General features: G+C 72.6%; 21 protein-coding genes and 1 tRNA gene. 10 read left to right on the forward strand and 12 right to left on the reverse strand.

All coding sequences use genetic code 11. The features are described 5' to 3' along the window. Positions 1 to 69: 69 nt before the first annotated feature. Both E0L36_RS00360 and E0L36_RS00365 read right to left on the reverse strand, forming a co-directional pair. Positions 70 to 2,610, reverse strand: coding sequence for an ABC transporter permease (locus E0L36_RS00360; protein ID WP_180926853.1), 2,541 nt, complete (start codon positions 2,608 to 2,610; stop codon positions 70 to 72). Positions 2,611 to 3,063: 453 nt separating this feature from the next. Then, the gene (locus tag E0L36_RS00365; RefSeq protein WP_180926854.1) at positions 3,064 to 3,852 is read right to left on the reverse strand and encodes an ABC transporter ATP-binding protein; all 789 of its coding nucleotides are present in this window, start codon (positions 3,850 to 3,852) and stop codon (positions 3,064 to 3,066) included. A gap of 496 nt (positions 3,853 to 4,348) precedes the next feature. Here E0L36_RS00365 and E0L36_RS00370 point away from each other — a divergent pair. Next, positions 4,349 to 4,433 (forward strand) — tRNA-Leu (locus E0L36_RS00370). Positions 4,434 to 4,668: 235 nt separating this feature from the next. Here the strand turns inward: E0L36_RS00370 and E0L36_RS00375 are convergent. Continuing rightward, positions 4,669 to 5,175: a hypothetical protein gene (locus E0L36_RS00375; protein ID WP_180926855.1), complete on the reverse strand. Its 507-nt coding sequence runs from the start codon at positions 5,173 to 5,175 to the stop codon at positions 4,669 to 4,671. Between the two features lie 717 nt (positions 5,176 to 5,892). Here E0L36_RS00375 and E0L36_RS00380 point away from each other — a divergent pair. Then, positions 5,893 to 6,426 carry an RICIN domain-containing protein gene (locus E0L36_RS00380; RefSeq protein WP_219636059.1) on the forward strand — a complete coding sequence of 178 codons (534 nt, stop codon included), beginning with the start codon at positions 5,893 to 5,895 and terminating at the stop codon, positions 6,424 to 6,426. A gap of 460 nt (positions 6,427 to 6,886) precedes the next feature. On the opposite strand, the gene E0L36_RS00385 is transcribed toward E0L36_RS00380, so the two are convergent. Together E0L36_RS00385 and E0L36_RS00390 are read right to left on the reverse strand one after the other, a co-directional pair. Next, a complete protein-coding gene (locus E0L36_RS00385) occupies positions 6,887 to 7,174 on the reverse strand; it encodes a putative quinol monooxygenase (protein WP_180926857.1) in 288 nt (95 codons plus the stop codon). Between the two features lie 292 nt (positions 7,175 to 7,466). After that, positions 7,467 to 8,117, reverse strand: a complete 651-nt coding sequence (locus tag E0L36_RS00390; protein ID WP_180926858.1) for a hypothetical protein — start codon at positions 8,115 to 8,117, stop codon at positions 7,467 to 7,469. 1,335 nt (positions 8,118 to 9,452) lie between these two features. Between E0L36_RS00390 and E0L36_RS00395 the strand changes: the two genes are divergently transcribed. From E0L36_RS00395 to E0L36_RS00405, 3 genes are all read left to right on the forward strand, one after another. Next, the gene (locus E0L36_RS00395; RefSeq protein WP_308416576.1) at positions 9,453 to 10,034 is read left to right on the forward strand and encodes a nitroreductase family protein; all 582 of its coding nucleotides are present in this window, start codon (positions 9,453 to 9,455) and stop codon (positions 10,032 to 10,034) included. After that, entirely contained in the window at positions 9,994 to 10,329 is a 336-nt protein-coding gene (locus E0L36_RS00400) for a DUF6092 family protein (protein ID WP_180926859.1), read from the forward strand. Before E0L36_RS00395 ends, E0L36_RS00400 begins: the two co-directional genes overlap by 41 nt. A gap of 696 nt (positions 10,330 to 11,025) precedes the next feature. Further along, the gene (locus E0L36_RS00405) at positions 11,026 to 11,778 is read left to right on the forward strand and encodes a tRNA-dependent cyclodipeptide synthase (protein WP_180926860.1); all 753 of its coding nucleotides are present in this window, start codon (positions 11,026 to 11,028) and stop codon (positions 11,776 to 11,778) included. 281 nt (positions 11,779 to 12,059) lie between these two features. On the opposite strand, the gene E0L36_RS00410 is transcribed toward E0L36_RS00405, so the two are convergent. Further along, positions 12,060 to 12,470 carry a four-helix bundle copper-binding protein gene (locus E0L36_RS00410; protein WP_180926861.1) on the reverse strand — a complete coding sequence of 137 codons (411 nt, stop codon included), beginning with the start codon at positions 12,468 to 12,470 and terminating at the stop codon, positions 12,060 to 12,062. Positions 12,471 to 13,505: 1,035 nt separating this feature from the next. Here E0L36_RS00410 and E0L36_RS00415 point away from each other — a divergent pair. Next, entirely contained in the window at positions 13,506 to 14,234 is a 729-nt protein-coding gene (locus tag E0L36_RS00415; RefSeq protein WP_308416577.1) for a DUF2637 domain-containing protein, read from the forward strand. Between the two features lie 632 nt (positions 14,235 to 14,866). Further along, complete coding sequence (locus E0L36_RS00420; protein ID WP_180926862.1) at positions 14,867 to 15,946, forward strand: SigB/SigF/SigG family RNA polymerase sigma factor; 1,080 nt, start codon at positions 14,867 to 14,869, stop codon at positions 15,944 to 15,946. Positions 15,947 to 16,130: 184 nt separating this feature from the next. Here the strand turns inward: E0L36_RS00420 and E0L36_RS00425 are convergent, their stop codons facing one another. Beyond that, positions 16,131 to 17,591, reverse strand: coding sequence for an aromatic acid exporter family protein (locus tag E0L36_RS00425; RefSeq protein WP_180926863.1), 1,461 nt, complete (start codon positions 17,589 to 17,591; stop codon positions 16,131 to 16,133). A 641-nt stretch (positions 17,592 to 18,232) separates the two neighbouring features. On the opposite strand from E0L36_RS00425, the gene E0L36_RS00430 reads away from it, so the two are divergent. Next, complete coding sequence (locus E0L36_RS00430) at positions 18,233 to 19,063, forward strand: Bax inhibitor-1/YccA family protein (protein WP_180926864.1); 831 nt, start codon at positions 18,233 to 18,235, stop codon at positions 19,061 to 19,063. Positions 19,064 to 19,294: 231 nt separating this feature from the next. On the opposite strand, the gene E0L36_RS00435 is transcribed toward E0L36_RS00430, so the two are convergent. Next, entirely contained in the window at positions 19,295 to 19,522 is a 228-nt protein-coding gene (locus tag E0L36_RS00435; protein WP_180926865.1) for a DUF4287 domain-containing protein, read from the reverse strand. 95 nt (positions 19,523 to 19,617) lie between these two features. Between E0L36_RS00435 and E0L36_RS00440 the strand changes: the two genes are divergently transcribed. Then, positions 19,618 to 19,968: a hypothetical protein gene (locus E0L36_RS00440; RefSeq protein WP_180926866.1), complete on the forward strand. Its 351-nt coding sequence runs from the start codon at positions 19,618 to 19,620 to the stop codon at positions 19,966 to 19,968. 64 nt (positions 19,969 to 20,032) lie between these two features. Here E0L36_RS00440 and E0L36_RS00445 read toward each other — a convergent pair whose 3' ends face one another. The 3 genes from E0L36_RS00445 to E0L36_RS27235 form a co-directional block, all read right to left on the reverse strand. Then, complete coding sequence (locus E0L36_RS00445; protein ID WP_180926867.1) at positions 20,033 to 21,091, reverse strand: hypothetical protein; 1,059 nt, start codon at positions 21,089 to 21,091, stop codon at positions 20,033 to 20,035. A 396-nt stretch (positions 21,092 to 21,487) separates the two neighbouring features. Beyond that, a complete protein-coding gene (locus tag E0L36_RS00450) occupies positions 21,488 to 22,708 on the reverse strand; it encodes an acetyl-CoA C-acetyltransferase (protein WP_180926868.1) in 1,221 nt (406 codons plus the stop codon). Between the two features lie 234 nt (positions 22,709 to 22,942). Further along, positions 22,943 to 23,938 (reverse strand): MurR/RpiR family transcriptional regulator, encoded by a 996-nt coding sequence (locus E0L36_RS27235; RefSeq protein ID WP_258015845.1) that lies wholly within the window; start codon positions 23,936 to 23,938, stop codon positions 22,943 to 22,945. Positions 23,939 to 24,177: 239 nt separating this feature from the next. On the opposite strand from E0L36_RS27235, the gene E0L36_RS00465 reads away from it, so the two are divergent. After that, positions 24,178 to 24,612, forward strand: a complete 435-nt coding sequence (locus E0L36_RS00465) for a hypothetical protein (protein ID WP_180926869.1) — start codon at positions 24,178 to 24,180, stop codon at positions 24,610 to 24,612. Positions 24,613 to 24,950: 338 nt separating this feature from the next. Here the strand turns inward: E0L36_RS00465 and E0L36_RS00470 are convergent, their stop codons facing one another. Continuing rightward, positions 24,951 to 26,339, reverse strand: a complete 1,389-nt coding sequence (locus E0L36_RS00470; RefSeq protein WP_180926870.1) for a cystathionine beta-synthase — start codon at positions 26,337 to 26,339, stop codon at positions 24,951 to 24,953. Positions 26,340 to 26,427: the final 88 nt, after the last annotated feature.

The raw sequence follows: 26,427 nt of genomic DNA on the forward strand, positions 1-26,427 counted from the left end.
GGCGCCGGGACGAGCGCGGGGTGGCGGAACCGGAGATCCGGAACCGCCACCCCGCACGTCCGGAGCGCGTCAGTCGCTCTTGATCGCCTCCAGCATGTTGAGCTTGGCCGCCCGGCGGGCCGGCCAGAGCGCGGCCAGCACGCCCACCAGCGCGGCCAGGCCGAGGAACACCCCGAAGCTGCCCCAGGGGATGATGAGTTCGTAGGTGTCCACCCCGGCGGAGGCGATCAGCTCACCGACCGCCCAGCCGAGGAAGAGCCCGAGCGCGATCCCCATCACGCCGCCGAACAGCGCGATCACCAACGACTCCAGCCGCACCATCCGCTTGGTGCCACGCCGGTCGAGGCCGATGGCGCGCAGCATGCCGATCTCCTGGCGCCGCTCGAAGACGGACATCGCGAGGGTGTTGACCACCCCGAGCACCGCGACGATCACCGCCATCGCCAGCAGCCCGTAGAGGACGTTCAGCATGATGGTGATCAGCTGCGCGATCATCTCGGAGATGTCCTCCTTGTCCATGACCGCGATCGCCGGGTTGTCGCCGAGCGCCTTCTCCAGGGTGTCCTTGGTGGCGTCGCTCGCCCCGTCGACGGTCTTGACCAGGACCTCCATGTCGCCGGGCCGCGCCATGTGCGGGGTGACGCCGTCCACGTCCGTCATCAGGCCGCTCAGCATCTCGTTGCCCTCGTACAGGCCGACGATCGTCAACTGGGCCTTTTTGCCGTCCTCGTAGGTCGGCTCGATCCGGGTGCCGACCTTCCAGCCCTCGCTGTCGGCGGTCTTGGCGTCCACGACGGCCTTCGTCGCGTCGACGTCCTTCCAGGAGCCCTCGGTGAACTCCAGGGCGGTCAGCTTGTCCATCGCGCCTGGGTCGACGCCGGTGACGGACCGGGTGTCCCCGTCGATCGTGGTGGAGGCCATCCGGAGCGGCGAGGTGGCCGTCACCTGGTCATGGGCGTTCAGCTTCCGCTCCACCTCGGGCGAGAGTGAGGTGAAGTTGGCCATGGAGACCGAGTAGTCCGCCTTGAGGGACTCGGTGGCCATCCGGTCGATGGCGTTCTGCACCCCGCTGGCGATCACGGTGAGCCCGGTGATCAGGGTCAGCCCGATCATCAGTGCGGAGGCGGTGGCCGAGGTGCGGCGCGGGTTGCGGACCGCGTTCAGCCGCGCCAGCTTGCCGCTGACCCCGAAGAGCCGCAGTACCGGTGCGGCGGCGGCGATCAGCGGGCGGGACAGCAGCGGCGTCAGTACGAAGACGCCGATCAGCAGCAGCCCGGCGCCCAGGGCCAGCAGCCCCTTGCCGTCGTCCTGGCTGGTCGCGGCGATCGCGGCGACCGCACCGGCGCCCGCGATCAGGGAGCCGATGGTGTTCCGCAGCAGCAGCGACTTCGTGGTGGCCGGGGCGTGCAGGGCGCCCATCGCCGCCACCGGCGGGATCTTCGCGGCCCGGCGCGCGGGCAGCCAGGCCGCCAGCACCGTGACGACCACGCCGACCACCAGCGAGGCGATCACGCTGTTCGCGGAGACCACCAGCGGTCCGTCCGGCATGGTGCCCATCGAACCCACCAGCGCGCGCAGTCCGACGGCGATGCCCACCCCGGCGCCCAGGCCCGTCACGGCCGCGACGATGCCCACGGCGCTGGCCTCGATCAGTACCGAACGGGTCACCTGACGGCGGCTGGCGCCCACCGCGCGGAGCAGCGCCAGCTCCTTGGTGCGCTGCGCGACCAGCATGGTGAAGGTGTTGGCGATGATGAAGACGCCCACGAACAGCGAGATCCCGGCGAAGGCGAGCATGGCGGTGCGCATCCCGCTCATCTCGTTCTCGATCCGCTTCGCCTGGTCGTCGGCGAGCCACTGCCCGGTGACCACCTTGGCGTGGTCCGGGATGACCTTCTCGGCCTGCCGCTTCAGCGCCTCCTGCGAGACCCCGTCCCGCGCCTGGAGGTTGATCTGGGTGTACTGGCCGGGCTTGGCGAAGAGCCGCTGGGCGGTTTCGTTGTCGAACAGCACCAGCGTGCCGCCCGCCGCCACGTTGCCGTCGTCCGTGGTGAAGACGCCGGTGATCTTCTCCTTGCGGAGCGGCCCGTCGACGGACATCCGCGCGGTGTCACCGACCTCGTACCCGGTGCGCTCGGCGGTCTTGGCGTCCAGGGCGATCTCGCCGTCCGCGCGGGGCGCGCGCCCGTCGCGCATCGGGTAGCGGTCGTCGCTCCCCTTGCCGTCCGGGCCGGAGTAGTAGTTGGCGCCGGAGCTGCCGAAGCCGTCGCCGACGAGCTTGTCGTCCTTGTCGGCGAGCGCGGCGAAGCCGGAGACGTCGCCCTGCGCCGAGGCGGCGCCCGGCAGCCGGGTGGCCTGGTCGAGGGTCCGCTGGCTCAGCGCCGGGGCCGAGTTGGGCGTGCCCGGCATCGGCGCCTCATCGACGTCCTGGCGTATGGAGACGTCGACCGTCGCGTAGCCCTTCTCCGAGCTCTTCTGGAAGGCTTGCTCGATGGTCGAGGTGAAGACCAGGGTGCCGGAGACGAAGGCGACGCCGAGCAGTACGGCGAGCATGGTCATCAGCAGCCGGGCCTTGTGCGCGAACACGTTGCGCAAGGCGGTGCGGAACATAGGCGGTCCTGAGAGTGAGTGCCGACGGCCGGGAGGGGCGCGGCGGTCTGGTACGAGGGGTCGCTGCGGGCGGGAGACCGGTGCGGGCCGCGCCGCGCCCGCGGCGCGAGCCGTCACCACCGGACGCCCGTCCGCGGCGCCGGTTGCCCGAACCGGCCCCGGACGGACCGGAGTTGCCCGAACCGGTCGGGCGTCCGGGGGAATCCGGGCGATCCGCGGACACCGTCGACGGACGGGCCGGGCGTGGGCGGTGCGGTCCGTCCGCCGGTCCGGCGGGGGCGGTCGCTGCCGCCCCCGGGATCCGTCCGGGCCCGTCCGGTCTGTCCGGGGTCCGTCCGGGCCCTTCGGGCGGTGCCGCTGTCACGCGGCGGCCGCCCCGGTGGCGTGCGGTGGGGCGCGGCGTGCGCCGGTGCCGTGGAGCGGCGGGCGCGCGCGCCGGGTGGTGCGGCCGGGTCAGGACCGAGCGGGCTGCTGCCCGTCGAATCCCTTCATCCGGTCCAGTACGGCGTCCGCCGTCGGGTCCGCGAGATCGTCGACGATCCGGCCGTCCGCCAGGAAGATCACGCGGTCCGCGTAGGAGGCGGCGACGGGGTCGTGGGTGACCATGACGACGGTCTGGCCCAGATCGCTGACGGAGCGGCGCAGGAAGCCGAGGACCTCGGCGCCGGAGCGGGAGTCGAGGTTCCCGGTGGGCTCGTCACCGAAGATGATCTCGGGCTTGGCGGCCAGGGCGCGGGCGACGGCCACGCGCTGCTGCTGTCCGCCGGACAGCTGGTTGGGACGGTGCGTCAGCCGGTCTCCCAGACCGACGGTGCGCACCACGTTGTCCAGCCATTCCCGGTCGGGCTTACGGCCCGCGATGTCCATGGGCAGCGTGATGTTCTCCAGCGCGGTCAGCGTCGGCAGCAGGTTGAACGCCTGGAATATGAAGCCGATCCGGTCGCGCCGCAGCTGCGTCAGCTTCTTGTCCTTCAGCCCCGTCAGCTCGGTGTCCCCCAGCCGGGCACTGCCGCTGGAGACGGTGTCGAGCCCGGCCATGCAGTGCATCAGCGTCGACTTGCCCGAGCCCGACGGGCCCATGATCGCGGTGAACTCCGCGGCCCGGAACTCGACGGAGACCTGGTCCAGGGCGACCACCCTGGTCTCGCCCTGTCCGTAGACCTTGGACAGGTCCGTGGCCCGGGCCGCGGCCTCGCGCGTGGGGGCGGCCGGCGTTCCGCCAGGGTGGGTGGTGGTCGTCACGGGGATCTCCTGTCGGGACGGGGGTGTATCACGCCCACCATCCTCGCGAACAGCTCACCCGTTCGTATCAACCCCCGTGCCCGTTTCCGGGGGATCCCTCGGAGGTATGTCCGAGGGCGCCGGTCATTCCCAGGTAGGAGGGATCTTCTGGGACCACGGGAGGAGGACGGGACGGGAACGGAAGAAGGGCGCCGCGGGCGGCCTCTCCGACGGGTCTCCGACCGTCCCTCGAAGGGGTGGGAATCGGGTGCCCGGAACTGTGCAACTGAGAAGGAAGCAGACGGCCACTTTCCGTCATTCCTCGGCTCGAAGGCATATGCGCCTGTGCCTTCCGAAGTGCGCATGGGATCCTGACGGGGTGTCAACTGCCTTGCGAATGAGACAAGATCGGGTGGTTGAACCGATGTGCGAGGGGTCCGCCTGGATAGGCTCGCTCCTGCGCCCCGGGGGGAGGGGCCGCGCCCTCTGAGCGCGCGCTGCGGGCCCCGGAGCCAGTGCCCGGATGGTGGAATGCAGACACGACGAGCTTAAACCTCGTTGGCCCTCAGGCCGTGCCGGTTCGAGTCCGGCTCCGGGCACCACACCTCTCTCCCGGCCCCTCCTCACCGCTCCGGGCATCCGTCTCCCACGGCCCCCGGCCCCTCGCGGAGTCCCCGTTCCGTACCACCCGACGTCTCCCGAACACCCCTCGCGGCGCGCCGACTTCGCCTCGCGTCCACCCCACGTGCCCCATCCGGGTGCCCCGTGCCGAGCGCCCGGGGTGCCGTACGTCGTCCACCGGGGGAGCGGGCCCGGGCCCGCCGGACCGGCCGCCGGTCAGCGACGGGCGTGCGGACACCGCCGCCGCCGCTGCCGCCGCCGGGGGGCGTCCAGCGACTGGAGGGTGGCGTAGGTGGCCAGCCCGAAGGCGAGGTGCGGGACGAGATCGCTGAGCCAGTCCGGCCCCGACCAGGTCCGCGGGTCGCTGACGCCCAGCGCCCCGATCGGCAGGTCGGTCGCCACCATCGCGCCGACCCCCGCCGCCACCGCGCCGACCGGCAGCGGCAGCCGCAGCCCCGCGTGGCGGGCCAGCCCGCAGACGGCGCCGACGGCGCAGCCCGCGCCGAGACCCGAGAGGGCGCCGAGCGCGGAGAGCCGGTTCGCGCGGGTCTCCGCGTCGCCGGGTACCACCACCCCCGCCTTGGTGGCCAGCGCCTCGGCCACCTCGGCCGGCACGTCGCTGGCTCCCCTGCCGCGCCACAGCATGTCGCCGTAGGTCACCGTGTTCAGGACGGTGGTGCCGACGGCGCCCGCCGCCGCGCCCCGGATCAGGCTCACGAACATGACGCTCCCGTGCTGGGTACGAGAGGCCGCCGTGTGACGGCCGTACCTCCCACTGTTCGGGAGCCCGGCCCACACCGCAGCCGCGGGGGCGCCGTACTGCGCCGGATGGCTGGCGGCGACGCCCGCCAGACCGGCGCCCGGCGGTGACGGGGCCGGGCGGTACGGGACGGCGGTACGGGGACGGGCGGTAGGGGGTCGGCCCGCGTGCGTTCCTGGAGCGGGCCGTGGTTCCGGCTCCCGCGCGATGCCCGCGTATGCGCCCGCGCTAGGGGGCGCCCGTTCGGCGGCGAATGGCCGCCGGGTCGTGGGCCGCCGGTCAACTCCGCGACAGGGGTGTCGAGTTGAGACGGACCCGCCCTGCTCCCGCGGCCCTCACCCGGACCAAACCCCCTCTTCGGGTGACGGAGAGGACGACCTCCCGCCATCCGCGCCCGGCTCGCACGACCTGAAGCTCCCACTGCTGCGACGGAACGCCCGAATCTCCGTTTCGAAATGCGGGACCACCCTTAGGGGTGAAGCAGCGAAGAGGGCTATTCCCATTCGCCGGAGCGCGTTGGATTCTCCTCAGCAGATTCCATCGGTTTCGACGGGGTCCCCGGAAACGGGGATTTCGGAAGAGGCTCGGGACGTCACGTCAGAAAGAGCCGCCAGACGTCCGGAATCGACAAACAAAAAGAAAGGTGTGGTTCCGTGAGTACTCGCTCGATTATCCGCGGCGTGGCCACCGGCACGATGGCGGTCGCCATCGCGGCCGGAGGCGCCATGGTCTCCTCGCCACAAGCCGCCGCCACCGCTCCCCAGGAGCAGCGCGCCAGCGAGCAGGGGCGGTCCGCCCAGCAGCTCCAGTCGGTACGGATCAGGACCTTCGCCAACAAGTGCCTGGACGTGGCCCGCCGTTCGCACGCTGATCGCGCGCCGATCATCCAGTACCGCTGCCATAACGCGCCGAACCAGAAGTTCCGCTTCGAGCGTGCTGGTCGTGGCCAGTACCGGATCAAGACGTTCGCCAACAAGTGTCTGGACGTGGAGCGGGCTTCGCACGCTGATCGCGCGCGGATCATCCAGTACCGCTGCACCAACGGGGCGAACCAGAAGTTCCGGGTGGAGCGTGCTGGTCGTGGCCAGTACCGGATCAAGACGTTCGCCAACAAGTGTCTGGACGTGGAGCGGGCTTCGCACGCTGATCGCGCGCGGATCATCCAGTACCGCTGCACCAACGCGGCGAACCAGAAGTTCCGGTTCCAGCGGTAGGTTCCGGGCGGGAGAGCCGCCCGGCGGCGTACCACGGTGCGGTCACCCCGTCGGGGTGAGCGCACCGGGTGCCCGCGTGCCGCCACCGCACAGGACAGCCGTGTACGGCGCAACCGCATAGTGAAAAGCCGCGTGCGCGGAGATGTCGCCGCGTTCCCGCGCACGTGTCCCGGCCTCCCCGGCCCTCTCGGGGAGGCCGGCCCCTTTCTGGAAGTTCCCCGGAGTTCCCCAGGTGCTTCCCGGAGTTCTCCCAGGGCTCGTGGAGTTTCCCGGAACCCCCCCGCGAGTATTTCCCTGATCCATCGACGGGGATTACCGTTCCTGCAAAAGCGTGGAGTCCACGGTGTGCGGAAAACGGTCTCCCTGTCCGGCTGACCGATCGGATGTCGCAGGAAACCGAACACGGACGGGCGAGAGCGCGGTCCGATTCCAGCGCGCCGGGTTTGAACGGCGCGAGCCGCTACGGCGCCTCGACGCCGGAGATCCGGTACCGCTGGACCGTCGCCTCCAGGAACTCGCCCACCTCCTCCTGGGCGGGGGCGTCGGCCTTCCGAAACCGCTCCAGCGCCGCGTCGGACTCCCAGCGCTCGTACACGTTGACCCTCCCGGGGTCCACCGGGTCGGGGCTCAACGCGAAGTCGAGACAGCCCGGAGCACTTCTCGCCAGCTCCGTCACCGACCGACAGCCCGCCAGGTAGGCGTCCCGGGTCTCGGTGGCCACGCGCAGGCTTCCGGCAATGATGATCATGGGCTCTCCTCCGCTCGTCGCTGGTGCCCCGCGCGACGGACCCGTACGGCCGCTCGGGCACACCACCCGGTGCGCCGTGCACCGGACGAGGAGGGAGACCACGCCCACCGTCGGAAGTCATCGCCCGAACCGGTCCCGTCCCGGCTCCGTCCGGTTCGCGTGTCCTCACCGGGGTCCGATCCGTGCGGCGGTGACGCCTTCCGCGCCGGGGAGCGTGGTCCCGGGAGTGGGGGGCCGTTGCCCGGGGACGGGGCGTCCTCGCCCCCGGGCCGCGTCGCACGCGCGTACCGGGTCAGAGCACCGGTATCTCGCGGCGCTGGCTGCCAGGAGTGAAGCCGAGCAGCGTCGCCGTCGCGAGTCCGGCGCCGACATCGTGCTGGGACCGGTCGGCCAGCATCTCCAGTGCCGAGCCCAACTCCCCCTCGTCCAGGCGTCCTTCACCCGCCGCCATCAGCAGCTCGTCGAGGCGTCGCTGCACCTCGTTCAGGCTGTCCTGGTCGTCGCGCGTGAGGAACTCCGCGAGCCGGTCGGCGAGTCGCTTCCCCGAGTCCATCGGACGTCCCGCGATGTGCGTGCCGTTGGTCTCCACCGCGGAGCCCGCACAGCGCCAACTCCCGTCCTCCCACCAGAAGCAGAAGCCCACGGGGTCCATCCGCTGCTCCTGGAAGCAGTAGGCGGCCCAGTCCGGGGCGCCGGTCAGCAGCTCGTCCTCCTTGAGCGGTTCGCTGTGCTCCACGTCGTAGCCGCTCAGTACTGCCCGGTCGCCCTCAACCCAACTGATCTCCCAGCCACTGCCGTTGGCGTCGTCGTACCAGAGTCCGGTGGCCATGGTCGCCCACTGGCCGAGTGAGCTGAGGTCCGCCGCCGAGTTGAGAGTTGCCATGACCCCGCCTTCGATCCAGTGGCACTCGGGCGGCGGCGGGGTGTAGGCGGCGTGGGGCATGGCTGGCTCCTCGGTGAATGACTGCGATGTCGTTGTCGAGCAGGGGCGGGAGCGACCGGGGGACCGCTCGCCGGGCCGGGAAGCGCACCCGTTCCGGGAGGCCGTGTCGCGACCGGGGGCCGGGACTCCCGTGCGATCGCGCTGTCCGGACATCTGTTCCGCTCATGGTCGTGGAGGAGAAGGTATAGCCGAACTACCCCCCGGAGCGCGAGAAGTTGCCGCGATCATCGCCCGGCCCCGGTCTCCGGCCACTCGGCGGGCGGTGACGCGGCGCGGCGCGCGCGCCGGGGCCCGCTACTACGACGAGAGTGGGAGCCCGGGCCGGGACGGGGCCGGGAGTGGGAGCCCGGACCGGGGCCTGGTCGGCCGCACGCGGCGGCGGTCGCCGGAGGTGGTACCCCAGGGCGCCGCCCGCCGAGACGTGGCAGGGGCTGCCACATCGCGCGGGCGGCGCCGGGCGCGCGTACCGTCCCCTCGGTCCGCGCCTGACGCGATCCCCCATGGCGGGTGCCCGTCGGGGTGGCTCGGGGCGCCTCGCTCGCGTCGCCCGTGGTCCGGCTCCGGCATGAACTTCCCCCGGCGCCGGAGCCGGACCACGGGTGGACTTCGACCGTCCGAATCCGGTGGGCCGCTGAGCGGTCGTCAGCCCACCGCGCGGCCCAGCCAGCCGAGTTCACCAGGCGGTCCGCGGTTTCCGGGGGACGGTCGTCCACCGCGTCCCGGGTGGTGCGCCACGGTGGGCGATGGACGGCCGGTCGTTCCCCCGACATGACGATCCTCGTCAGTGCGGGATTCCAGATCAAGGGACTTCTGATTCGAAGCGGACGCCGATCCATAGGGGATCGTCTATCGGTCAACGGCTTCGACTCTGGGTGGCGGCCCGGACCAGGCGGCCCGTCGGCTGGCCCAACGCCCCTGCCATACCCGTCGGTTGGCCTCCGTATGCACCGCGGTGCCGCCACCGGCGGGCACCGGAGGCGGAGGGCCCCGAGTCGCGCGGGTGCGGGCGGGCGGTGTGGCGGGGCGCGTCGCGTGCTCCGGGAAGGTGCGTGACTCGACGGTGTGCGGGGCGCGTTCGGTGACACGCGCGGGCGCGCGGCGGATCGTGGGCGGCGCTTCCACCGGAGGGGTGCTGAGATGTTGTTTTCGGACGGAACATTTCCTGTCCACATCCGAGTCGCACCACCGCTGTTGTGAACGGTAAAGGCCGTTTGAAAGCCAACTCCCGCGCAGGCCTGGGGCGGTGTGGTTTCGTTGTCACTCGGAAAGGTGAGATGTAATCGTATATCGCTGTGAGTGCGCGTGATGAGTCCGTACGTGGGATATACCAGAGACGTGGTTGTAGACATTGCATCTCAGGCGTCCGCATCCGCGCTGTCCCCCGAGCAGTTCGTGGATGTGCAGCGATCCCGGAGCGCGGTGCGCAGCTATACCGCGGAACCCATCTCGGACGAGACCGTGCGGACCCTCGTGACCGCGATGCTGGCCGCCCCTTCCGGTGGCAACAAGCAGGCGTGGTCCTTCGTCGTCGTGCGGGATCCCGGAAACCTGCGCCGTGTCCGGGCCTTCGCGCCCGGAGTCATCGGCGCGCCGACGCTGCTGCTGGTGGCGTGCGCCGACAACCTGCGCGGCAAGGACGACCCCATCGTTCGGCGGGTCGGCAAGATGTGCGTGGCGATGGCCGTGCAGAACTTCCTGCTCGCCGCGCACGCACACGGTCTGGGCGGCTGCCCGATCAGCAGTTTCCGTACCGCCCCGCTGGCCCTACTCCTCGATCTGCCACCCCATGTCGAGCCCGCGCTCCTGGTGCCCGTAGGGCGTCCCGCCCGCGAGCCCGAGCGATCGATCCGTCTCCCGCAAGAAGAAGTGGTCAGTTATGAAGCCTTCGGACAAGGCACTCCCCCCACGACTCCATGAGGATCTGGTCCTGCTCGCCGGGCACTTGCTGAGTTGCGCCAGCGGACTGGTGGAAGAACCCGCGTACTACGGCATTTTCCGGTGTATGGACAGTGCCCGGCGCACTCTGGAGGTGCTGGCGGAACACGCCGAACTCGATCCCCGACTCGCGGAACTCCGGGACGAGTTGGAGCGCACGGTGTCCGGGGCGCAGAACGGGCAGTCCGTCGAGGAGTTCCTGGACGACGTATGCCTCCGGATGGCCCGGATCGTGAAGGAGGGCGCGGAGGAGCGGACTCCGAGCGTCTCCGTCTGAGCCGGGCCACGGCCCTCTCGCCGGGGGCCCGGCTCCTCCCCGCCGGGCGCGGGAGGGCCGTGCACCACCATCCCGTACTCGCCGGAACGTGGCCCCCAACCGCCGTGGCGGTGCCAGGTCCCCGTGTCCGCCCCAACTCACCTCCGCCGCCCACCAGTAGTGGCTCCCACGGCGCCACGGTGCCGGACTCCGGCGGGTTCCGCTCCCGCTCGGTCCACCTCCCGTGCGGCACCGCCCGCGAGGGGCACCTCTCGCCCGACCCGTCTCGCACGAACCCCACGCCTCAACCCCGGCGGAACGAAAGGTGCCGGACGTGCCCACGGGTCAACTGACTCCGAGAGAGGGCGATGTGGGCCGCTCCCTCGCTCCATGACCTCTGACTCCCCGTCCGCTCCGCCGTGTTCGGGGCGGCACGCCCGCCGCGCGACCTCCCGGGCTTCGGCCGGGATGTCCGCCCGGAGCCCCAACCACCCACGTTCCGGGGGCGGTCGCCGCTCCCCGACACCGACCCAGACTCTCCAGCACGCCGCCCCGGACCGAGCTTCCGGCCCGGTCCGCCGCGGGCGAGGCGTGCGCCCACCGTCCCACCAGCCCCCGCGTGCCGGCTGAACGACTCGGGGGTGGCTACCCGTGCCCGCCCTCCGCGTACGCCTCGCGCCGCCTGGAGGACGGATCCCGCAGAAGGAGTGCGCAACCATGGACTACGCGGACCCGCTGGATCTCGTGGCTGATTTCGTGGTGCAGCCGTTCGACCACCGAAGCCGGATGATCTGGCGCCGGGGCCACCACGTCCTGATCGGCGTCAGCACCGGGAACAGCTACTTCAGCGCCGACCGCATGGTCGCGCTCCTCCGCTGGGCCCAGCGCAACTTCCAGCAGATCGACCTGGTCTGCGCCGACACCCACATCGACAGCATGCTCATCGCCAACGGTGAGGAGCCCGAGGAGGCCGCGCGCCGGGCGAAGCGCCGCGTCAAGAGCGTGCTGCGGCGCGTCCGGCAGGCCACCGCGGCCGTCTCGGACGCCGCGCCGCTCCCACGGCACCACCTGCTCTCGGACTTCCTCCAGGTCCCGGAGTACCGCGTCCTGCGCGAACGCGTCGACGAGGCGCTCCGCGGCGACCAGGACTTCATCGACGCCTGCGAGTTCATGGTCACGCGTTTCCTGCTGGCCAAGGAGGCGTCGGACAGTGACGAGCCGGATCCGCGGCAGCTCCGGGCGGGGCTGGACTACCTCGCGAACGAGCTGCCGTTCTTCGTGGACACCCCGAGCATCCTCAACGTCCCCTCCTCGGTGTCGAGTTACCACCTCTTCCCACCGGTGGTGGCGCCGCTCTTCGGCCGGGAGACCGGCCTGCGCGCCGTGGAGGACCAGGCGTTCATGGTGGTCAGACCAGCTTCGGCACCCGGGGCGGCGCCCGGCGCGGTGGCCGGCCGGCCGATGGGCTGAGACCCAGCGCCCGTACCCACGCGACGCACCTCCGCCCCGCCACACCGCCGTCGGCCCTGACGCGCGGCAAGTGACCGACGAGCGACGGGCGTTGGACACGACCGGCACGCAGGGGCCGATCGACGACGCGGGGAAGGATCGACCGCGCAGGGACCGATCGACCACGAAGGGCGCGATCGATCACCAACCGGGGTTCCGTGCCGCCGCGTTGGGGCACGCGGGCTCGGGCGAGGAGCGGGGCCGGCGGGTGGGAGTCGGGTTCCGCGCTGAGTCAGCTCAGGTCAGCTCATAGCCAACAGCAGTTCGTCACAGGCGCGTTCACACCGGCGGCAGGCCTCGGCGCAGATCCGGCAGTGCTCGTGACGGTCGCCGTGCAGCTCGCACTCGTCCGCGCACGAGCGGCAGGCCGTGGCACAGGCCCGTAGCTGGGAGAGGGTGATGTTGGCGTCGTAGCCCGTGTGCCGGGAGAGCACCCGGCCGGTCACGTCGCAGATGTCCGCGCAGTCCAGATCGGTACGGACGCACTTGACCAGCTCGACGACGTGCGGCTCGGCCAGACAGGCGTCGGCGCAGGCGGTACACGCCTGGGAACAGGCCAGGCACTCCTGGATGCAGCGGGTGAGCTTCTCGCGGTTCACCCCTCCCAGGTCGGCGGGGTAGGTGCGCACCATGTCGTTCACTGCTGTGGTCATGTCGTTCCGCCTCATTCTCACGTCGTGCGGTCTCGCGGCACCGCGTTCCCGGTGCCGGGCGGTGCGGTGCCCGCGCCCTCGGCGGGCGACGCGGCCCGCCCACGGGCCGTGCGGGACCGGGTAACACGCCTCCGGAGGGCGCAAACCGTGGCCGTACGCGGAGACCGGCCACTGGCGGTGTTCCGGAACGCCGGGTGCCCGGCGGTGCCGGGGCGCCGCTGCGGGGAGGGCGTGGGCGGTGGGGAGGGGGCGCTCGCGTCCGAGCGGGCTTCCGGCCGCCGACGCGAGGGGACGACGCTCCGCGCACAGCCCGTCGGCGGTGACCGGCGGGCGGCGAACCGCCGGCGGGGCAGGCTCCGGCCCCGTCCGCTCGTCCGGCGGGGGCCGCCGAGGCGACGGGCCCACCTGGAGGGACGCGGGCCGGGGGAGGTCCTCGTGGCGACCCGTGCGGGGGCGGCCCCTGGCGCCGGAAGGCGGACCGGACGGGCCGTCCCGCGGGGCGGCGGCGGGCTCCCCCGGATGGCGCAGCCCTCCGTTCCGCTACGTGTCGCTCAAACACACGTGGCGATTGGGGAGTTGAGGTACGAACGCCCCTCTCGAATACCAGGCATGTACCCCGTTTGCCACGTTTCCCCGTGCGTCGCACGCTCGTTGGTGGGTATGTGCCTGAGACCGTGCTCCGCGCCTTCCGCTCTCCGGGCGGCGCGCTCCGTCCGCCGGGTGGATCGTGCCCACGATCGCCCGGTGTATCCCCCGACGCCAACAGCCCGCAGGGCGTGGTGCCGGGGCGTCCGCGGAGTGGAAAGCCCGGACTGTGCGGCGGAATTCTCGACGGCTTCCTGCGGATATGGAATCGCCGCAGCCCCGTGGACCGCGGTTGTTCAGACAGGGGCTGATCACCACCGTCACGTCAAGCCGTCCGCCGCACAGTCCACCGTCGCCTCGCGTCGCACCCTCCCCGAGACAGGGAAAGCCTTGCACGAAACCCAGCCCTTCGCGTCTCACTTCCCGTATGCCGGAAGCCCACACGACACCGTGGAGTTCCGCATCCCGGACGACATGTCCGCCACCACCTCGCCGTCGGACACCTGGTCCAAGCAGACCGCCGTCTGCCCGTCCGACGTTGTCCCGGAAGCCCGGCCCGTCCGGAACACGCGGGACGATGACCGCGAAGGGCTGGAAGCGGCGCTGGCCCGCCTCCTCGACACCCCGGAACGCTTCGTTCAGCCCAGATCGGACTGCCCCCACGTGCTCGGGCGGCACCGCAAGCGCCGGAACCGGCAGGCCGAGCAGGGCGACCGCGAGGGGTCCTCGCTGACCTGGCAGGGGGTACTGAGTCTCACCTCGGTGGTGCTCACGGCGCTGATCATGGTGCTGGTGAGCGTGCTGGGTGCGATCGTCTCCTACGAGCCGCTGCGGCGGCTGGCCGCCGACACCGGGCCGCCGGTCATGGCCGAGTTGTGGCCCCTGCTGATCTACGCCCCCTGGGTGGCCGCGACCCTCTCCGTCCTGCGGAACCACGCGGACCGGCGCCGTGCCAAGCACTCCTGGCTGGTCGTGGTGTTCTTCGCGGTCGTCGCGATGGTGCTGTGCGTCATCAGCGCCCCGCACACGCCCGCCGGGATCACCGTCGCCGGACTCCCGCCCATCACCGTGCTGCTCTGCTTCCACCAGCTCGTCTGCCAACTCGACCTGGCGCACACCGTCTCGCGCTCCCCACGGCACGCGGGCACCCCGCGTGCGAACCGCCGCGTCCACCCCTGACGTCACCGGCGTCCCGCCGTATCCCCCGATGGCCCGTGCACCGCGCGGGCCATCGTGCCGTGTAGCGGGCCGCTCCTGTCTCCGCCCGGTCCTCGTGCCCCTTCTCCTGCTTCTGTCTCCTCCTCTCCGCTCCTCTCGGGACGTTTCGCGAGCGGTGCCCGGCACCCGGGTTCTCGTCCCGGCCGCTCCGGGCGTTCCGGACCCCCTCCCGGTTTTCCGCCCGCTCGGGACGTCCCCGACCGCGTCCGCCCCGGAGCGTCCCGCGGTGACTCCGGTGCGTTCCGCGCGGGTCGCGTCCGTATGAGTCGCGTTTCCTACCGAGTCGCGGGTCGCGCTCCGTGGCGCCGGGGTCCGCCCCGTGCCGTCCGCCGGGGGCCGGGAACCTGCCCCGGCGCTGGTCAGCGGGGGTTTTCCGCGGGCTACCGGGCCGTCTCCGGGTGCCGGGTACGGCGGTCGCTGTCATGGTGGGACAGGTGTTCTGACGTCGGTGTGCCCGGTGCCCCGGCCGACTCCCCGAGCGAGTCACCGCCGTCGACGAGACGGCCGCCCGGCCGAGGGCGCGGGCCCCGAACACCGCACTGTCAGCGCCGTGGCCCCGAGGGCGCGGACGCGTGACACGAGAGTGAGGCTTCATGGCCACCACAGGGCAATCGCGGCCCAGGGCGCGCCGCTCCCGGCACAGTCACCATGACGCGCCGGACACGGCCGCCGACTTCGCCCGGCTGGAACGGCTTCCGGACGGCGCGGAAAAGCGCAGGCTCCAGCAGGAGGTGGCCGCCGCCTGGCTGCCCATGGCCTACCGGCTGGCACGGAAGTACCGCAACCGGGGCGAGGCGCTGGAGGATCTGGAGCAGATCGCGGCGCTCGCGCTGGTCAAGGCCGTCGAGGGGTACAACCCGTCCCGGGGCTGCGCCTTCGAGTCGTACGCGATCCCCACCATCTACGGGGAGTTGAAGCGGCACTTCCGGGACAACCTGTGGGACGTGCACGTGCCCCGCCGGGTGCAGAACCTGCGGAATCGGGTCCGGGTGAGCATGCAGGACCTGAGCGGGGGCAGCCGCGCGCCGACGGTGGCGCAGCTCGCCGAGCACGCGCGGCTGTCGGAGGAGGACGTCCAGCTGGGACTGGAGGCGCTGCACGGCTTCAGTTCGCTCTCGCTGGACGCGGAGGTGCCCGGCGCGGACAACGGCTACAGCCTGCTCGACTCACTCAGCGTGCAGGAGGCGGACTACGAGCACGTCATCGACCGGGAGGCGGTCAAGAGCCGCCTGCGCTGTCTCCCGGAGCGCGAACAGTACATCCTCTACCTGCGCTTCTTCCGGGAGATGACGCAGTCGGGGATCGCCCGGCAGCTGGGCATCTCCCAGATGCACGTCTCCCGGCTCATCGCCGGAGCCTGCCGCCGGGTCCGCGAGGAGATCGACGGGGACCAGGGAGGCGAGCCGGACGACCCCGGCCCGCCCGTCTCCCGCGACTCGCCCAGCCCCCCTGGCTCGCCCGTTTCGCCCCGCCCGTCCAACTCCCCCCGTACTCCCGAGACTCCCGGATCCTCGCCCACCAGGGGGCCCTCGGGTGCTCCCGGCCCACCTGGTTCTCCGGGTTCCCCCGGGGCCCCCGACGCTCCCGGTGCAGCCGGTCCAGCCGGTTCACGGGGTTCCTCCGATGCTTCCGCTGAGCGGGGTGAGGCGCCGGGCCCGCACGGCCACCCCTGAGGTCAGCGCGTCGGTCCGCCCGGGTCGCTCGGGGCGGCAGGTCGCTCGGGTCGGCCGGATCCACCTCGTCCGCTCGGTCTGGCTGGTTCGCTCGGGCGATCTGGTCCGGCCGGTCGAGCCGGTCCGCCGGGTCTGCTGGTCCGCCGGGTTCGCTGGGAGGCCGACCCCGGGCGGTCTCTGGCGGTCAGCCCGCCCCGTCCCCGCCACCCGGTTCCCGCCGTCCTCGCTGTTCTCCGCGATCTCCTCGATCTCCGCGATCTCCTCGATCTCCGCGATCTCCGCGATCTCCGCGATCTCCGCGATCTCCTCGATCTCCTCGATCTCCGCGTTCTCCCGGTTTCCCGCGCGCTCCCCGTGCTCGGCGGTCCCTCCCTTGTCCCCGTTCCCGAGGAGCCGGTCCTGCCCTCCCTTCCCCACCCCTCCCCACCCCGCCGTCGCTGCTGTCGTCGTCCTCGGGTGGGGGCTGGGCGCCGCCCTCGGAGTGCGCGGAGGCGAACTCCTGGATCAGCCGGTCGGTGTCGGTGAGCAGCAGTCCCTGGCTGAGCCAGGCCCCGGAGCCGTCCGTGCCGCCGGAGGCCAGCTCGTGGTGGCGTTCGCGCGCCTGGTCCAGGGTGCGGAGCAGCGGGTTGCCGCCGTCCTGTTCGTCCTCGGCGCCGATCAGTTGGGTGGCTTCTGACAGGTCGCCGACGAGCCTCCCGTACGCGCGCAGGAAGGCGCTGTCGGGGGCGGGCGGCCCCTGTTCCTCGTCGATGATCCGCAGGAGGCCGTAGCAGATGCTGCGGATCTGCTCGGCGGCCCGGCCCAGCCCCTCGACGAGGACGCGGTATCCGGCGAAGACCACCGGGGTGTCCCGGCGCAGCAGCCGCCGGGGGTTGTAGACCACGCTCTCGGCGCCCCGTTCCACCGCGTCCCTGGCCTGCGCGACGGTGTGGTCGAGTCGGCGGGCGCGGTGCAGCCAGTCCGCCACCGTGTCCCGCTCGGGCAGACCGCCGTCGAGCCCGGACCCGATGTCCCGGAGCAGCACGCGCAGCGACCGCGCGAGTTCGCGGATGCCCCGGGCGGCGGTGGTGTGCCGCAGCGGCGGGAAGAGCAGCACCGCGACCGCGATACCGACCATCGCGCCCAGCAGCGCCATCATGATGATCTGCCAGAGCATGGACTGGTAGCTGCCGGAGAGCGCGTTGTACGCGAAGACGCCCGCGACGGACACCTGCACGCCCTGACTGCCCAGCCGTCGCCAGCGTCCGATGAGCAGGGTGACGGCGAGCATGGCGGCGAAGGCCCCCGGGTTCTGGCCCAGGAGCGGACCGGCCGCCCCGGCGGCCAGGACCCCGAGGAGGACGGCCGCGATGTAGCGGACGGACTGGAGCACCGAGCGGTACGCGGTCGACTGCACCACCAGCAGCGCGGTGAAGGGCGCGTAGGTGGGCTGGGGCGAGGCGACGACGTACTCGGCGAGGACCCAGGCGAGCACCCCGGCGACCCCGCTCTTGAGGAGCAGCACCAGGGTCTCCCGTTCGGGTCCCCGGGTCTGCCGGGCCCGGCGCAGCCGCGCGCGGACCCGGTCGTACGTCCGCTGGGAGCGGTGGGGCCGTTCCGGTGCTCCGCTGTTCGGTTCGTCGTCCGCGGTGGCGCTCGCGCTCAATGCTCCCTCAGCTCCCCACTCACCGGCCGGGCTCGGCGCGGAACCCAACATCCCGCCCACGGGGCCGGGTTGGGCGACCCGGCGTACCGGCCCGTGGAGCGGGTGCCCGGGGTCCGCGCCTCCCGGGAACGCGTCCCCCGGGGCGGGGGAGACCGAACGGGCCGAACGGGGGCCGAACGGGGGCGGGCCGGGGGCGGCGGCCCGAGGGTCCGCCGGTCTGGCCGGGGTGGCGGGAGACGGGACGTGGTGGGCGCGGGGCGTGGTGGGCGCGGGCGCGGGGGCCGTCGGGGTGGGGTGGGGCGCGGACGGGAGGGGGTGGAGCGGGACGGGCGGGGTGGTGTGGGTGATGTCACGGGCGCGCCACCGTGGCCCCGCCGCCCGGCCACGGGCTGGTGCCGGAGGGTCATCCGGCGGGTGTCGGACGGGGTTCGGCTGGGTAGCGGTGCGCAGAGGCCCGCTCCCTCCGGGTGCCCGATACGGTGAAGGGGTGCCGCGAGGACGGGAACACCCCCGGAACGAGTGGCCGTCGGGGGGAACAATCATGTCTCTTTTCTTCGTTCCTCCCTGTGCAGTAACGTGCTGGTTTTGCTAACGCATTACTCTGGACGCAAGGCCGTGCCGTGCGGCCATGGAGGAGTGAGATGAGGAGCAGCAACCCGGTCTTCTCGCGACAGGGATTCACCCGCGACAACGGCCAGGCGGGATTCAACGCCGGACCTCAGCCGCAGGCCGGGAATCCGTACGCGACCAACCCGTACGCGCAGCCCCAGGCGCCCGGTCAGCCGCCCGCCGCCCCGCCCGCCGCGCCCCACGCGGGGCGCATGACGATTGACGACGTCGTCGCCCGTACCGGCGCGACGGTCGGTCTGGTGGTCGTGGCCGCCGCCGCGGCCTGGATCATGGACCTCTCGCTGGGGCTGGCGATCGGCGCCGCGCTGATCGCGATGGTGCTGGCGCTCGTCCAGTCCTTCAAGCGCTCGGCCTCCCCCGCGCTGATCCTGACGTACGCGGTCTTCGAGGGCCTGTTCCTCGGCGCGATCAGCAACTTCGTCGACAGCCGGATCGCCAGTGGCGCCGCGATGCAGGCGGTGCTGGGCACCATGGCGGTCTTCACCGCCGTCCTCGTCATGTACAAGACGCGGATCATCCGGGTCACCCAGCGGTTCTACCGCTTCGTCGTGGCCGCCGCGCTCGGCTTCGTGCTGCTGATGGGCGTGAACATGCTGTTCGCGGTCTTCGGTGGTGGCGACGGCCTCGGCTTCCGCAGCGGCGGACTGGGCATCCTCTTCGGCGTCATCGGCATCGTGCTCGGCGCCTGCTTCCTGGCCCTCGACTTCAAGCAGGTCGAGGACGGCATCGCCTACGGCGCCCCCAAGGAGGAGTCCTGGCTGGCCGCCTTCGGGCTGACCCTGACCCTGGTCTGGATCTACCTGGAGTTCCTGCGCCTCATCGCGCTGCTCCAGGGCGATTGACGCCATGGCGTCCGCGGACGCCCGGCGCCCGCGCGCCCACCGGTGAGCGTGACAACGAAAGGACCCGTGAAGGCCGTTGCCTCACGGGTCCTTTCGTCTCTCCAGCCACGGGGACGCGTCGTTGGCGGCGTCCGCCGGGGGCTCCCGCTCCGGCGGTCCGCCCGGGTGGATGCCCGGGGGCGGTACCGGGGGAGTCGCCGTCAGGGGCTGGGCGCCGGGTGCGGCGCCGCCCTACAGGTTGCGGGCGGCGCGCCGCAGGTCGTGTTCGTGAATGATCGCTTTCGCGTGGCCGTAGGCGAGGTCGTGTTCGCCTCGCAGCCAGCTCACCTTCTCCTCGAAACGGACGAGCGCTGGGCCGTCGTCAACCGTGCGCAGCCAGTCGGATACTTCACGGCCGGTGCAGTGGGGAATGCGGGACAGCAGATTCCGGTGGGTCTCTTCGGAGAAGACTTGGGACATCGGCGCCTCCGACGCTTCTGGTTGAGCCTTGACGCCACGTTGCCTGAGCGCCCCGCCGATGGCAACACTCCGTCGGCGGCGCATAGGGTTGCGCGATGGGAGATACGACGGAGCTGCTGTCGGAGGTAGACCGGCTCGCCGATCGGCTGCGCGCGCTGCCGGAGAGCAGGCTCCGCCGAGGTGCGGCGGCCGAGGGGCTCGCCCTCGCCAGGGAGTTGGCGACGCGGGCGCAGCGCCGGGAGTTCCCGCACCGTGAGCCCGCGTGGCTGCCCGACGAGGGGTTGTTCGCCGTCGGGGACCAGGTGGCCGTCGCCGGTCACGACCTGGCGCTCGCCCTGGAAGGCCAGCCCGCCGACGGGACGTCCGCCGAGGACGGTGACGCGGTGGAGGCCGAACGGGCCGACGCCCTGCGGCTGGTGCGGGAGACCCTGCTCCGGGTGGGGTGACGCCCGGGTCCCTTCGCCCCGGCCGTGACGCCCCGGCCGGTGACGCCCGGCCGTGACGCCCGGGTCAGGGTGAGGTGATGACCCGGTCCGCCAGCAGGTACGCCGTCTCGCTGTGCCCGTAGGAGAAGGTCAGGGCGTAGGAGCCGGAGACCCCGCTGCCTCCCATCAGGAACGGCGCGTCCCCGCCGCGCAGCGCCCGCGCGAGCCGTTCGCTCGTCTCGGGGTGGCCGGGGGACAGGCAGACGGTGCTGCCGTCCGCGAAGTGGTAGACATCCAGGCTGCCGAGCGGCCCCGGCCGTACGTCGGCCAGCGGAGTGCGGGCCTGGGCGAGTTCGGTGAGGCGCGCTACGGTCCGCTCGTGGTGCGGCGCGGACGCGCCGCCGGACGCGGCGGGACCGGGCACGCGGGGCTCCCCGGTGACGGTGAAGTCGGGGTGCGAGGGGTGACGGCGGCGGGCCGCCGCCAGCTCGGCGGACTCGTCGCGCGGGCCGGGCGAGGCGGTGCCCTCCTCGCCCGCCGCCGGCCGCTCCGCGGGCTCGGTCCGTTCGGCCGCGTCGGGCCGGGGTGCCGGGCGGCTGGGCAGTCCGTCCTGTTCGGGCTGGCGGGGGATGAAGACCTCGCCCTCGCCGCCGTCCGCCTCGTCCGGGGCCTGGTCCGGCCGCTCGGGGAGCGGGGAGTCCAGCAGCGCCGCGTCGAGGCCGGTGATCTCGGGAGCCACCTCGTACTCGACGCCGTGCCCGGCGAGCAGGGAACCGCCGTCCGAGTCGCGGGCCTCCCGGGCCGCCCAGAACGCGCGGGCCTCCGCGAGTTCGCGCTCGCGCTCCTCGGCCAGCGCCTCGGCGACGGCGGCGCGGATCTCCGCGAGGGTGGCGCCGCGGGGGTCGTCCTCGGGGTGGGCCGCGGGGGTGGAGGCGCCGGGCGCGGTGGGGGAGGTGCTCCGGGCGTGCGGGAGGGCGGTCGCCCGGGGGCCGGTACCGGGACGCGCGGCCGCCAGCTCGGCGCGCAGCTCCGCCAGCTCGCGCCGCGCGCCGCGAGCGGTGAGCAGGGCCGCACCGCCCAGAGCCGTCGCCGCCGTCGCCGTCGTCGCGATGGCTATCAGCAGGGTGAGGGGTATGGCGCTCACGGACGTACTCCCGGGTTCGGTCTTGTTCCCCCTGAATTCCTCCAGCGGCTTTCATATGCGAAAGCTTTTCGACCGTAGTGCAAAACGCCTGGAATGGGACAGTGGTGGGCGGTCGAGATTTCGTGAACACCGCTATGACCTGCGGAGATGTTGAACCCCTTGGGGATATGTCACATCGGGCCGCCGCCCGACGGCCCGATCTGGCCGTCGGGGATCACCGGTCCGGTGCCGAATCCGGGACGGGGCGATCGTTTCCTGTCATCCCGGTTTCGGCTGGTTGCCGGGCGAACCCGGAGACGTACGGGAGTGATCGTTCCCGACCACGCGGCCGGGACCCGGCCCCGGGACCCGGCCCCGGGACCCGGAACCAGCACCCGGGGGCCGGTGACCCGGAGGTCAGCTCAGCCGCTCCAGCACCATCGCCATGCCCTGGCCACCACCCACGCACATGGTCTCCAGGCCGAACTGCTTGTCGTGCCACTGGAGGGAGTTGAGCAGCGTGGTGGTGATGCGCGCGCCCGTCATGCCGAAGGGGTGGCCGACGGCGATCGCGCCGCCGTTGACGTTCAGCCGGTCCAGCTCGATGCCGAGGTCCTGGTACGAGGGGATCACCTGGGCGGCGAACGCCTCGTTGATCTCCACCAGGTCGATGTCGCCGATGGCCATCCCGGCCCGTGCGAGCGCCTGCTTGCTGGCCTCCACGGGTCCGTAGCCCATGATCTCCGGGGAGAGCCCGGAGACACCGGTGGAGACCACCCGGGCCAGCGGGGTCAGGCCCAGCTCCCGCGCCCTGGTGTCGGACATGATCACGAGTGCTGCGGCACCGTCGTTCAGCGGGCAGCAGTTGCCCGCCGTGATCCGGCCGTCCGGGCGGAAGACCGGCTTCAGCCCCTCGACGCCCTCCAGGGTGACACCCGCGCGCGGGCCGTCGTCCGTCGCCACCACGGTGCCGTCCGGCGTGGTGACCGGGGTGATCTCGCGCTCCCAGAAGCCGTCCGCGAGGGCCTTCTCCGCGAGGTTCTGCGAGCGGACCCCGAACTCGTCCATCTCCCGCCGGGTGACGCCCTTGTGCCGGGCCAGGTTCTCCGCCGTCTGCCCCATGGCCATGTAGACGTCCGGGACCGCGCCCTCCTCGCGCGGGTCGGTCCACTCCTCGCCGCCCCGCTCCGCGCGCGCCGCCGTACGGGCCTCCGCGTCGGCGAACAGCGGGTTGTGGGTTCCCGGCATCCCGTCCGAGGAGCCGTTCACGGAGCGCGAGACGGTCTCCACCCCGGCCGATACGAAGACGTCGCCCTCGCCCGCCTTGATGGCGTGCAGCGCCATCCGCGTGGTCTGGAGAGAGGAGGAGCAGTAGCGGGTGACGGTGCAGCCGGGGAGCCGGTCCATGCCCAGCTGTACGGCGACCACGCGGCCGAGGTTGTGGCCCTGCTCGCCGCCGGGCAGACCGCAGCCCAGCATCAGGTCGTCGATCTCCGCGGGGTCCAGCTCGGGCACCTTGTCGAGCGCGGCCCGCACGATCTCGGCGGTCAGGTCGTCCGGGCGGACGTCCTTGAGTGACCCCTTGAAGGCACGGCCGATCGGTGAACGGGCGGCAGAGACGATCACTGCTTCGGGCATCACGGCTCCCGGGAGGTGCGACGGGGAAGGGCAGGGCTACGTGGGAAGTTACCCGTACGTAGAAGCTCGGTCACGGCTCGTGCGGTGTGATGCGGAACTCTTTTCTAAGCGCGCGCTTTCCCGTATCGGGTCCCGCGTCACGCGGATCGTGCTCCGGAGGCAGGCTCCCGGCGGTGCTCGGCAACCGGTGCTCGGCAACCGGTGCTCGGCGTGCGGAGGGCCGGGGGGCGGGACTCACTCCAGGAAGAGTCCCCGCTCGGTGGCGCGGGTGTCGAAGTCCTCCAGCCGGGCCTGCGCCTCCGGCAGGTTGTCGCACATCGACTCCAGCAGCGCCCGCCCCAGCAGCATCGGCGCGCAGGCGGTGTCGAAGGCCAGTCCCGTGCCCACCGCCGCCGGGAGCAGCAGGTCGTCCGGGTGCGCCACCGGCGCGAAGGCGCTGTCCGCGACCGTCACCACGGCCAGTCCCGCCGTCCGCGCCAGCCGCAGGGCCTCCACCGTCTCCCGGGGGTGCCGGGGCAGCGCGAAGCACAGCAGCGTACGGGCGCCCGCGCGGACCGCCCCGTCGATCCGGTCGCCCAGCATCGAACCGCCCTCGTCCAGCAGCCGCACCTCCGGGTGCACCTTGGCCGCGAAGTAGGCGAACCCCCGGGCCTGCGGGGAGGCCGCGCGCAGCCCCAGCACCAGCAGCGGACGCGAGGTCGCCAGCATCCGCCCGGCCCGCTCCACCGGCGCCGGGTCGGACAGCAGCGAGGAGAGGTGCCGCAGGTTGTCGATCTCCGCCGCGATGGCCTGCTGGTAGGCGTTGACGGCGCCGCCCGTGGCGTGGCCCTCCGCCGCGATCCCGTCCACGCCTCCCGTCGAACCCCTCGGGCCCCCCGGGCGCGCCGGACCAGTGCCCCCGCCGCCCTCCCCGGTGCCGTCCCGGGGGTCCGCGCCGCGTCCGGCGCCGCCGGTCCGCGAAGGCCGCCCCGCGTCCGGCGGCGCCTCGGCTCCGGGGGCGGCCGCGCGCAACTCGCGGCGCAGCGCCGGGTATCCGTCGAACCCGAGCGCCACCGCGAAGCGGGTCACCGAGGGCTGGCTGACGCCGGCCAGCTCGGCCAGTTCCACGCTGGACAGGAACGCCGCCTCGTGCGCGTGCCGGACCAGGCAGTGCGCGATCCGGCGCTGCGCCGGGGTCAGCCGGTGCCCCTCGCAGAGCCTGAGCAACCGTGTACTGGGGCTGCCGCCCATGCTGTCCTCCCGCGTCCGCAGCCGCCTGTGGGGCCCCGCACCCCGTCCCCCGCGCTCATTCCACCACGTCGGGTGGGGGCGGTACGGAGGGCGGAGTCGGCCAGCGGCGGGGAACCGGCGGCGGGGCGGGCGGCGAGGGCGGCGAAGGGGTCACCGTGCGGGGACGGGGGGACGGTGGGAGGGCGAGGACGGGGGCTATCCCCCGTGTGCGAGAGGGGAGCCGACCGTACTGTTGGCCCATGAACGACCACGACCCCGAGCTGGGAAAGCAGCTCCACGCGACGCTCCAGACGCGCAAGGAGCTCGGGCCCGAGTACGAGGCCGAACTCGTCCAGTCCTTCCTGGAGCAGGTGGAGCTGCACGTCGACGGCGTGGTCGAGAAGCGGGTGCGGCGTCAGCTGGCGGAGCAGCAGATGATCGTGGCGCGCGGCTCCTCCCGGCCCCCGCAGACCCCGTCCAGCGGTATCCCGGTGGGGCTCGGCGCGCGGCTGGGGCTGGCCGTGGCCTCCATCGTCCTCGCCATCCCGCTCTCCGCCATCGCGGCGGCGTACGGGGGCGTCACCGGGCTGATCGTCTGCTGGACCGGGATCGTCGCCGTCAACGCCGTGCAGGCCAGCCGCAGTTGGTTCCCCGGCCGGGGGCACGGACGCGCCGGGGACCCCGACGACGAGTAGGCCCGGGACGGAAGCGCCGCCCCGCGAGCGCGGCGGCGCCGTGCCGGGGGCGGGATGAGATGGCGGGGGCCGCCTCGGCCTGGGCACGACACCGTGTGGCACCAGGGCGGGACGACGGCGGTCCCCGCCGGACGCGCGCCCGGCCTCGGGGCAGGGGCGCGTGTCCTGGGCGTTCCGAGACCCGGGAGCCGCACCAGGGGGCCTCGGACGCCGACGTGTTCCACCCTGCGGGACCGGGGTGAACCCCGCGTTTCGGTGCCGTGACAACTCCGCGCGAGCCCCCGCCCCGTCCCCTCGGGACCGGCCGGAGCCGGGGTGGGGGCGGGGCGGGGGAGCGGTCAGCTGGCCTCGGAGGCGAGGTAGGCGAGGAGGTCCTGGCGGCTGACCACGCCGACCGGCTTGCCCTCGTCGAGCACCACGGCCGCGTCGGCGCCCTGGAGCACCGCCATCAGCTCGGGCACCGACTCACCGGAGCCGACGTGCGGCAGCGGGGCGGACATGTGCTTCTCCAGCGGGTCGCCGAGCGAGGCCCGCTGGGCGAACAGCGCGTCCAGCAGCTCCCGTTCGACCACCGAGCCGACGACCTCGGCGGCCATCACGTCCGGGTGCCCGGCGCCGGGCTTGACCACCGGCATCTGCGAGACGCCGTACTCGCGCAGCACGTCGATGGCCTCGCCGACGGTCTCCTCGGGGTGCATGTGGACGAGGGTGGGGATAGGGCCCTCCTTGCGGCGGAGCACCTCACCGACCCGGACGTCGCTCTCGCCGCCCTCCTCCAGGAAGCCGTAGTCGTTCATCCAGTCGTCGTTGAAGATCTTGCTGAGGTAGCCCCGGCCGCTGTCCGGCAGCAGCACGACCACCACGTCGTCGGGGCCGAGGTCCTTGGCCGCCTCCAGCGCGCCCACGACCGCCATCCCGCAGGAACCGCCGACCAGCAGGCCCTCCTCGCGGGCGAGGCGCCGGGTCATCTGGAAGGAGTCCTTGTCCGAGACGCCGATGATCCGGTCGGTGACCTCGCGGTCGTACGCGTCCGGCCAGAAGTCCTCACCGACGCCCTCGACGAGGTAGGGGCGCCCGGAGCCGCCCGAGTAGACCGAGCCCTCCGGGTCGGCGCCGATGATCTCGACCCGGCCCTCGCTGATCTCCTTGAGGTAGCGGCCGGTTCCGGAGATGGTGCCGCCGGTGCCGACGCCCGCGACGAAGTGCGTGATGCGGCCCTCGGTCTGCTTCCACAGCTCCGGCCCGGTCGTCTCGTAGTGCGAGCGCGGGTTGTTCGGGTTGCTGTACTGGTCCGGCTTCCAGGCGCCCGGCGTCTCACGGACCAGCCGGTCGGAGACGTTGTAGTACGAGTCGGGGTGCTCGGGGGCGACGGCGGTGGGGCAGACGACGACCTCGGCGCCGTACGCCCGCAGCACGTTGATCTTGTCGGTCGAGACCTTGTCCGGGCAGACGAAGACGCAGCGGTAGCCCTTCCGCTGGGCCACGATGGCGAGCCCCACGCCGGTGTTGCCGGAGGTGGGCTCCACGATCACACCGCCCGGCCGGAGTTCGCCCGACTCCTCGGCGGCCTCGATCATCCGCACGGCGATCCGGTCCTTCACGGAGCCGCCCGGATTGAAATATTCGATCTTCGCGAGGACGGTCGCCTCGATACCCTGCGTGACACTGTTGAGCTTCAGCAGCGGGGTGTTGCCCACCAGCTCGATCATCGACTCGTGATACTGCACCGTGGTCAGCGCCTTTCAGGTTCGCGGTAGGGATCGCCTCACCGAGGCTTGCGGCCGGTACGGCGCGGTCGCGCCGCCGTGCCGACAC

The organism is Streptomyces sp. AJS327, from assembly GCF_013450295.1.
Taxonomy (GTDB): Bacteria; Actinomycetota; Actinomycetes; order Streptomycetales; family Streptomycetaceae; genus Streptomyces.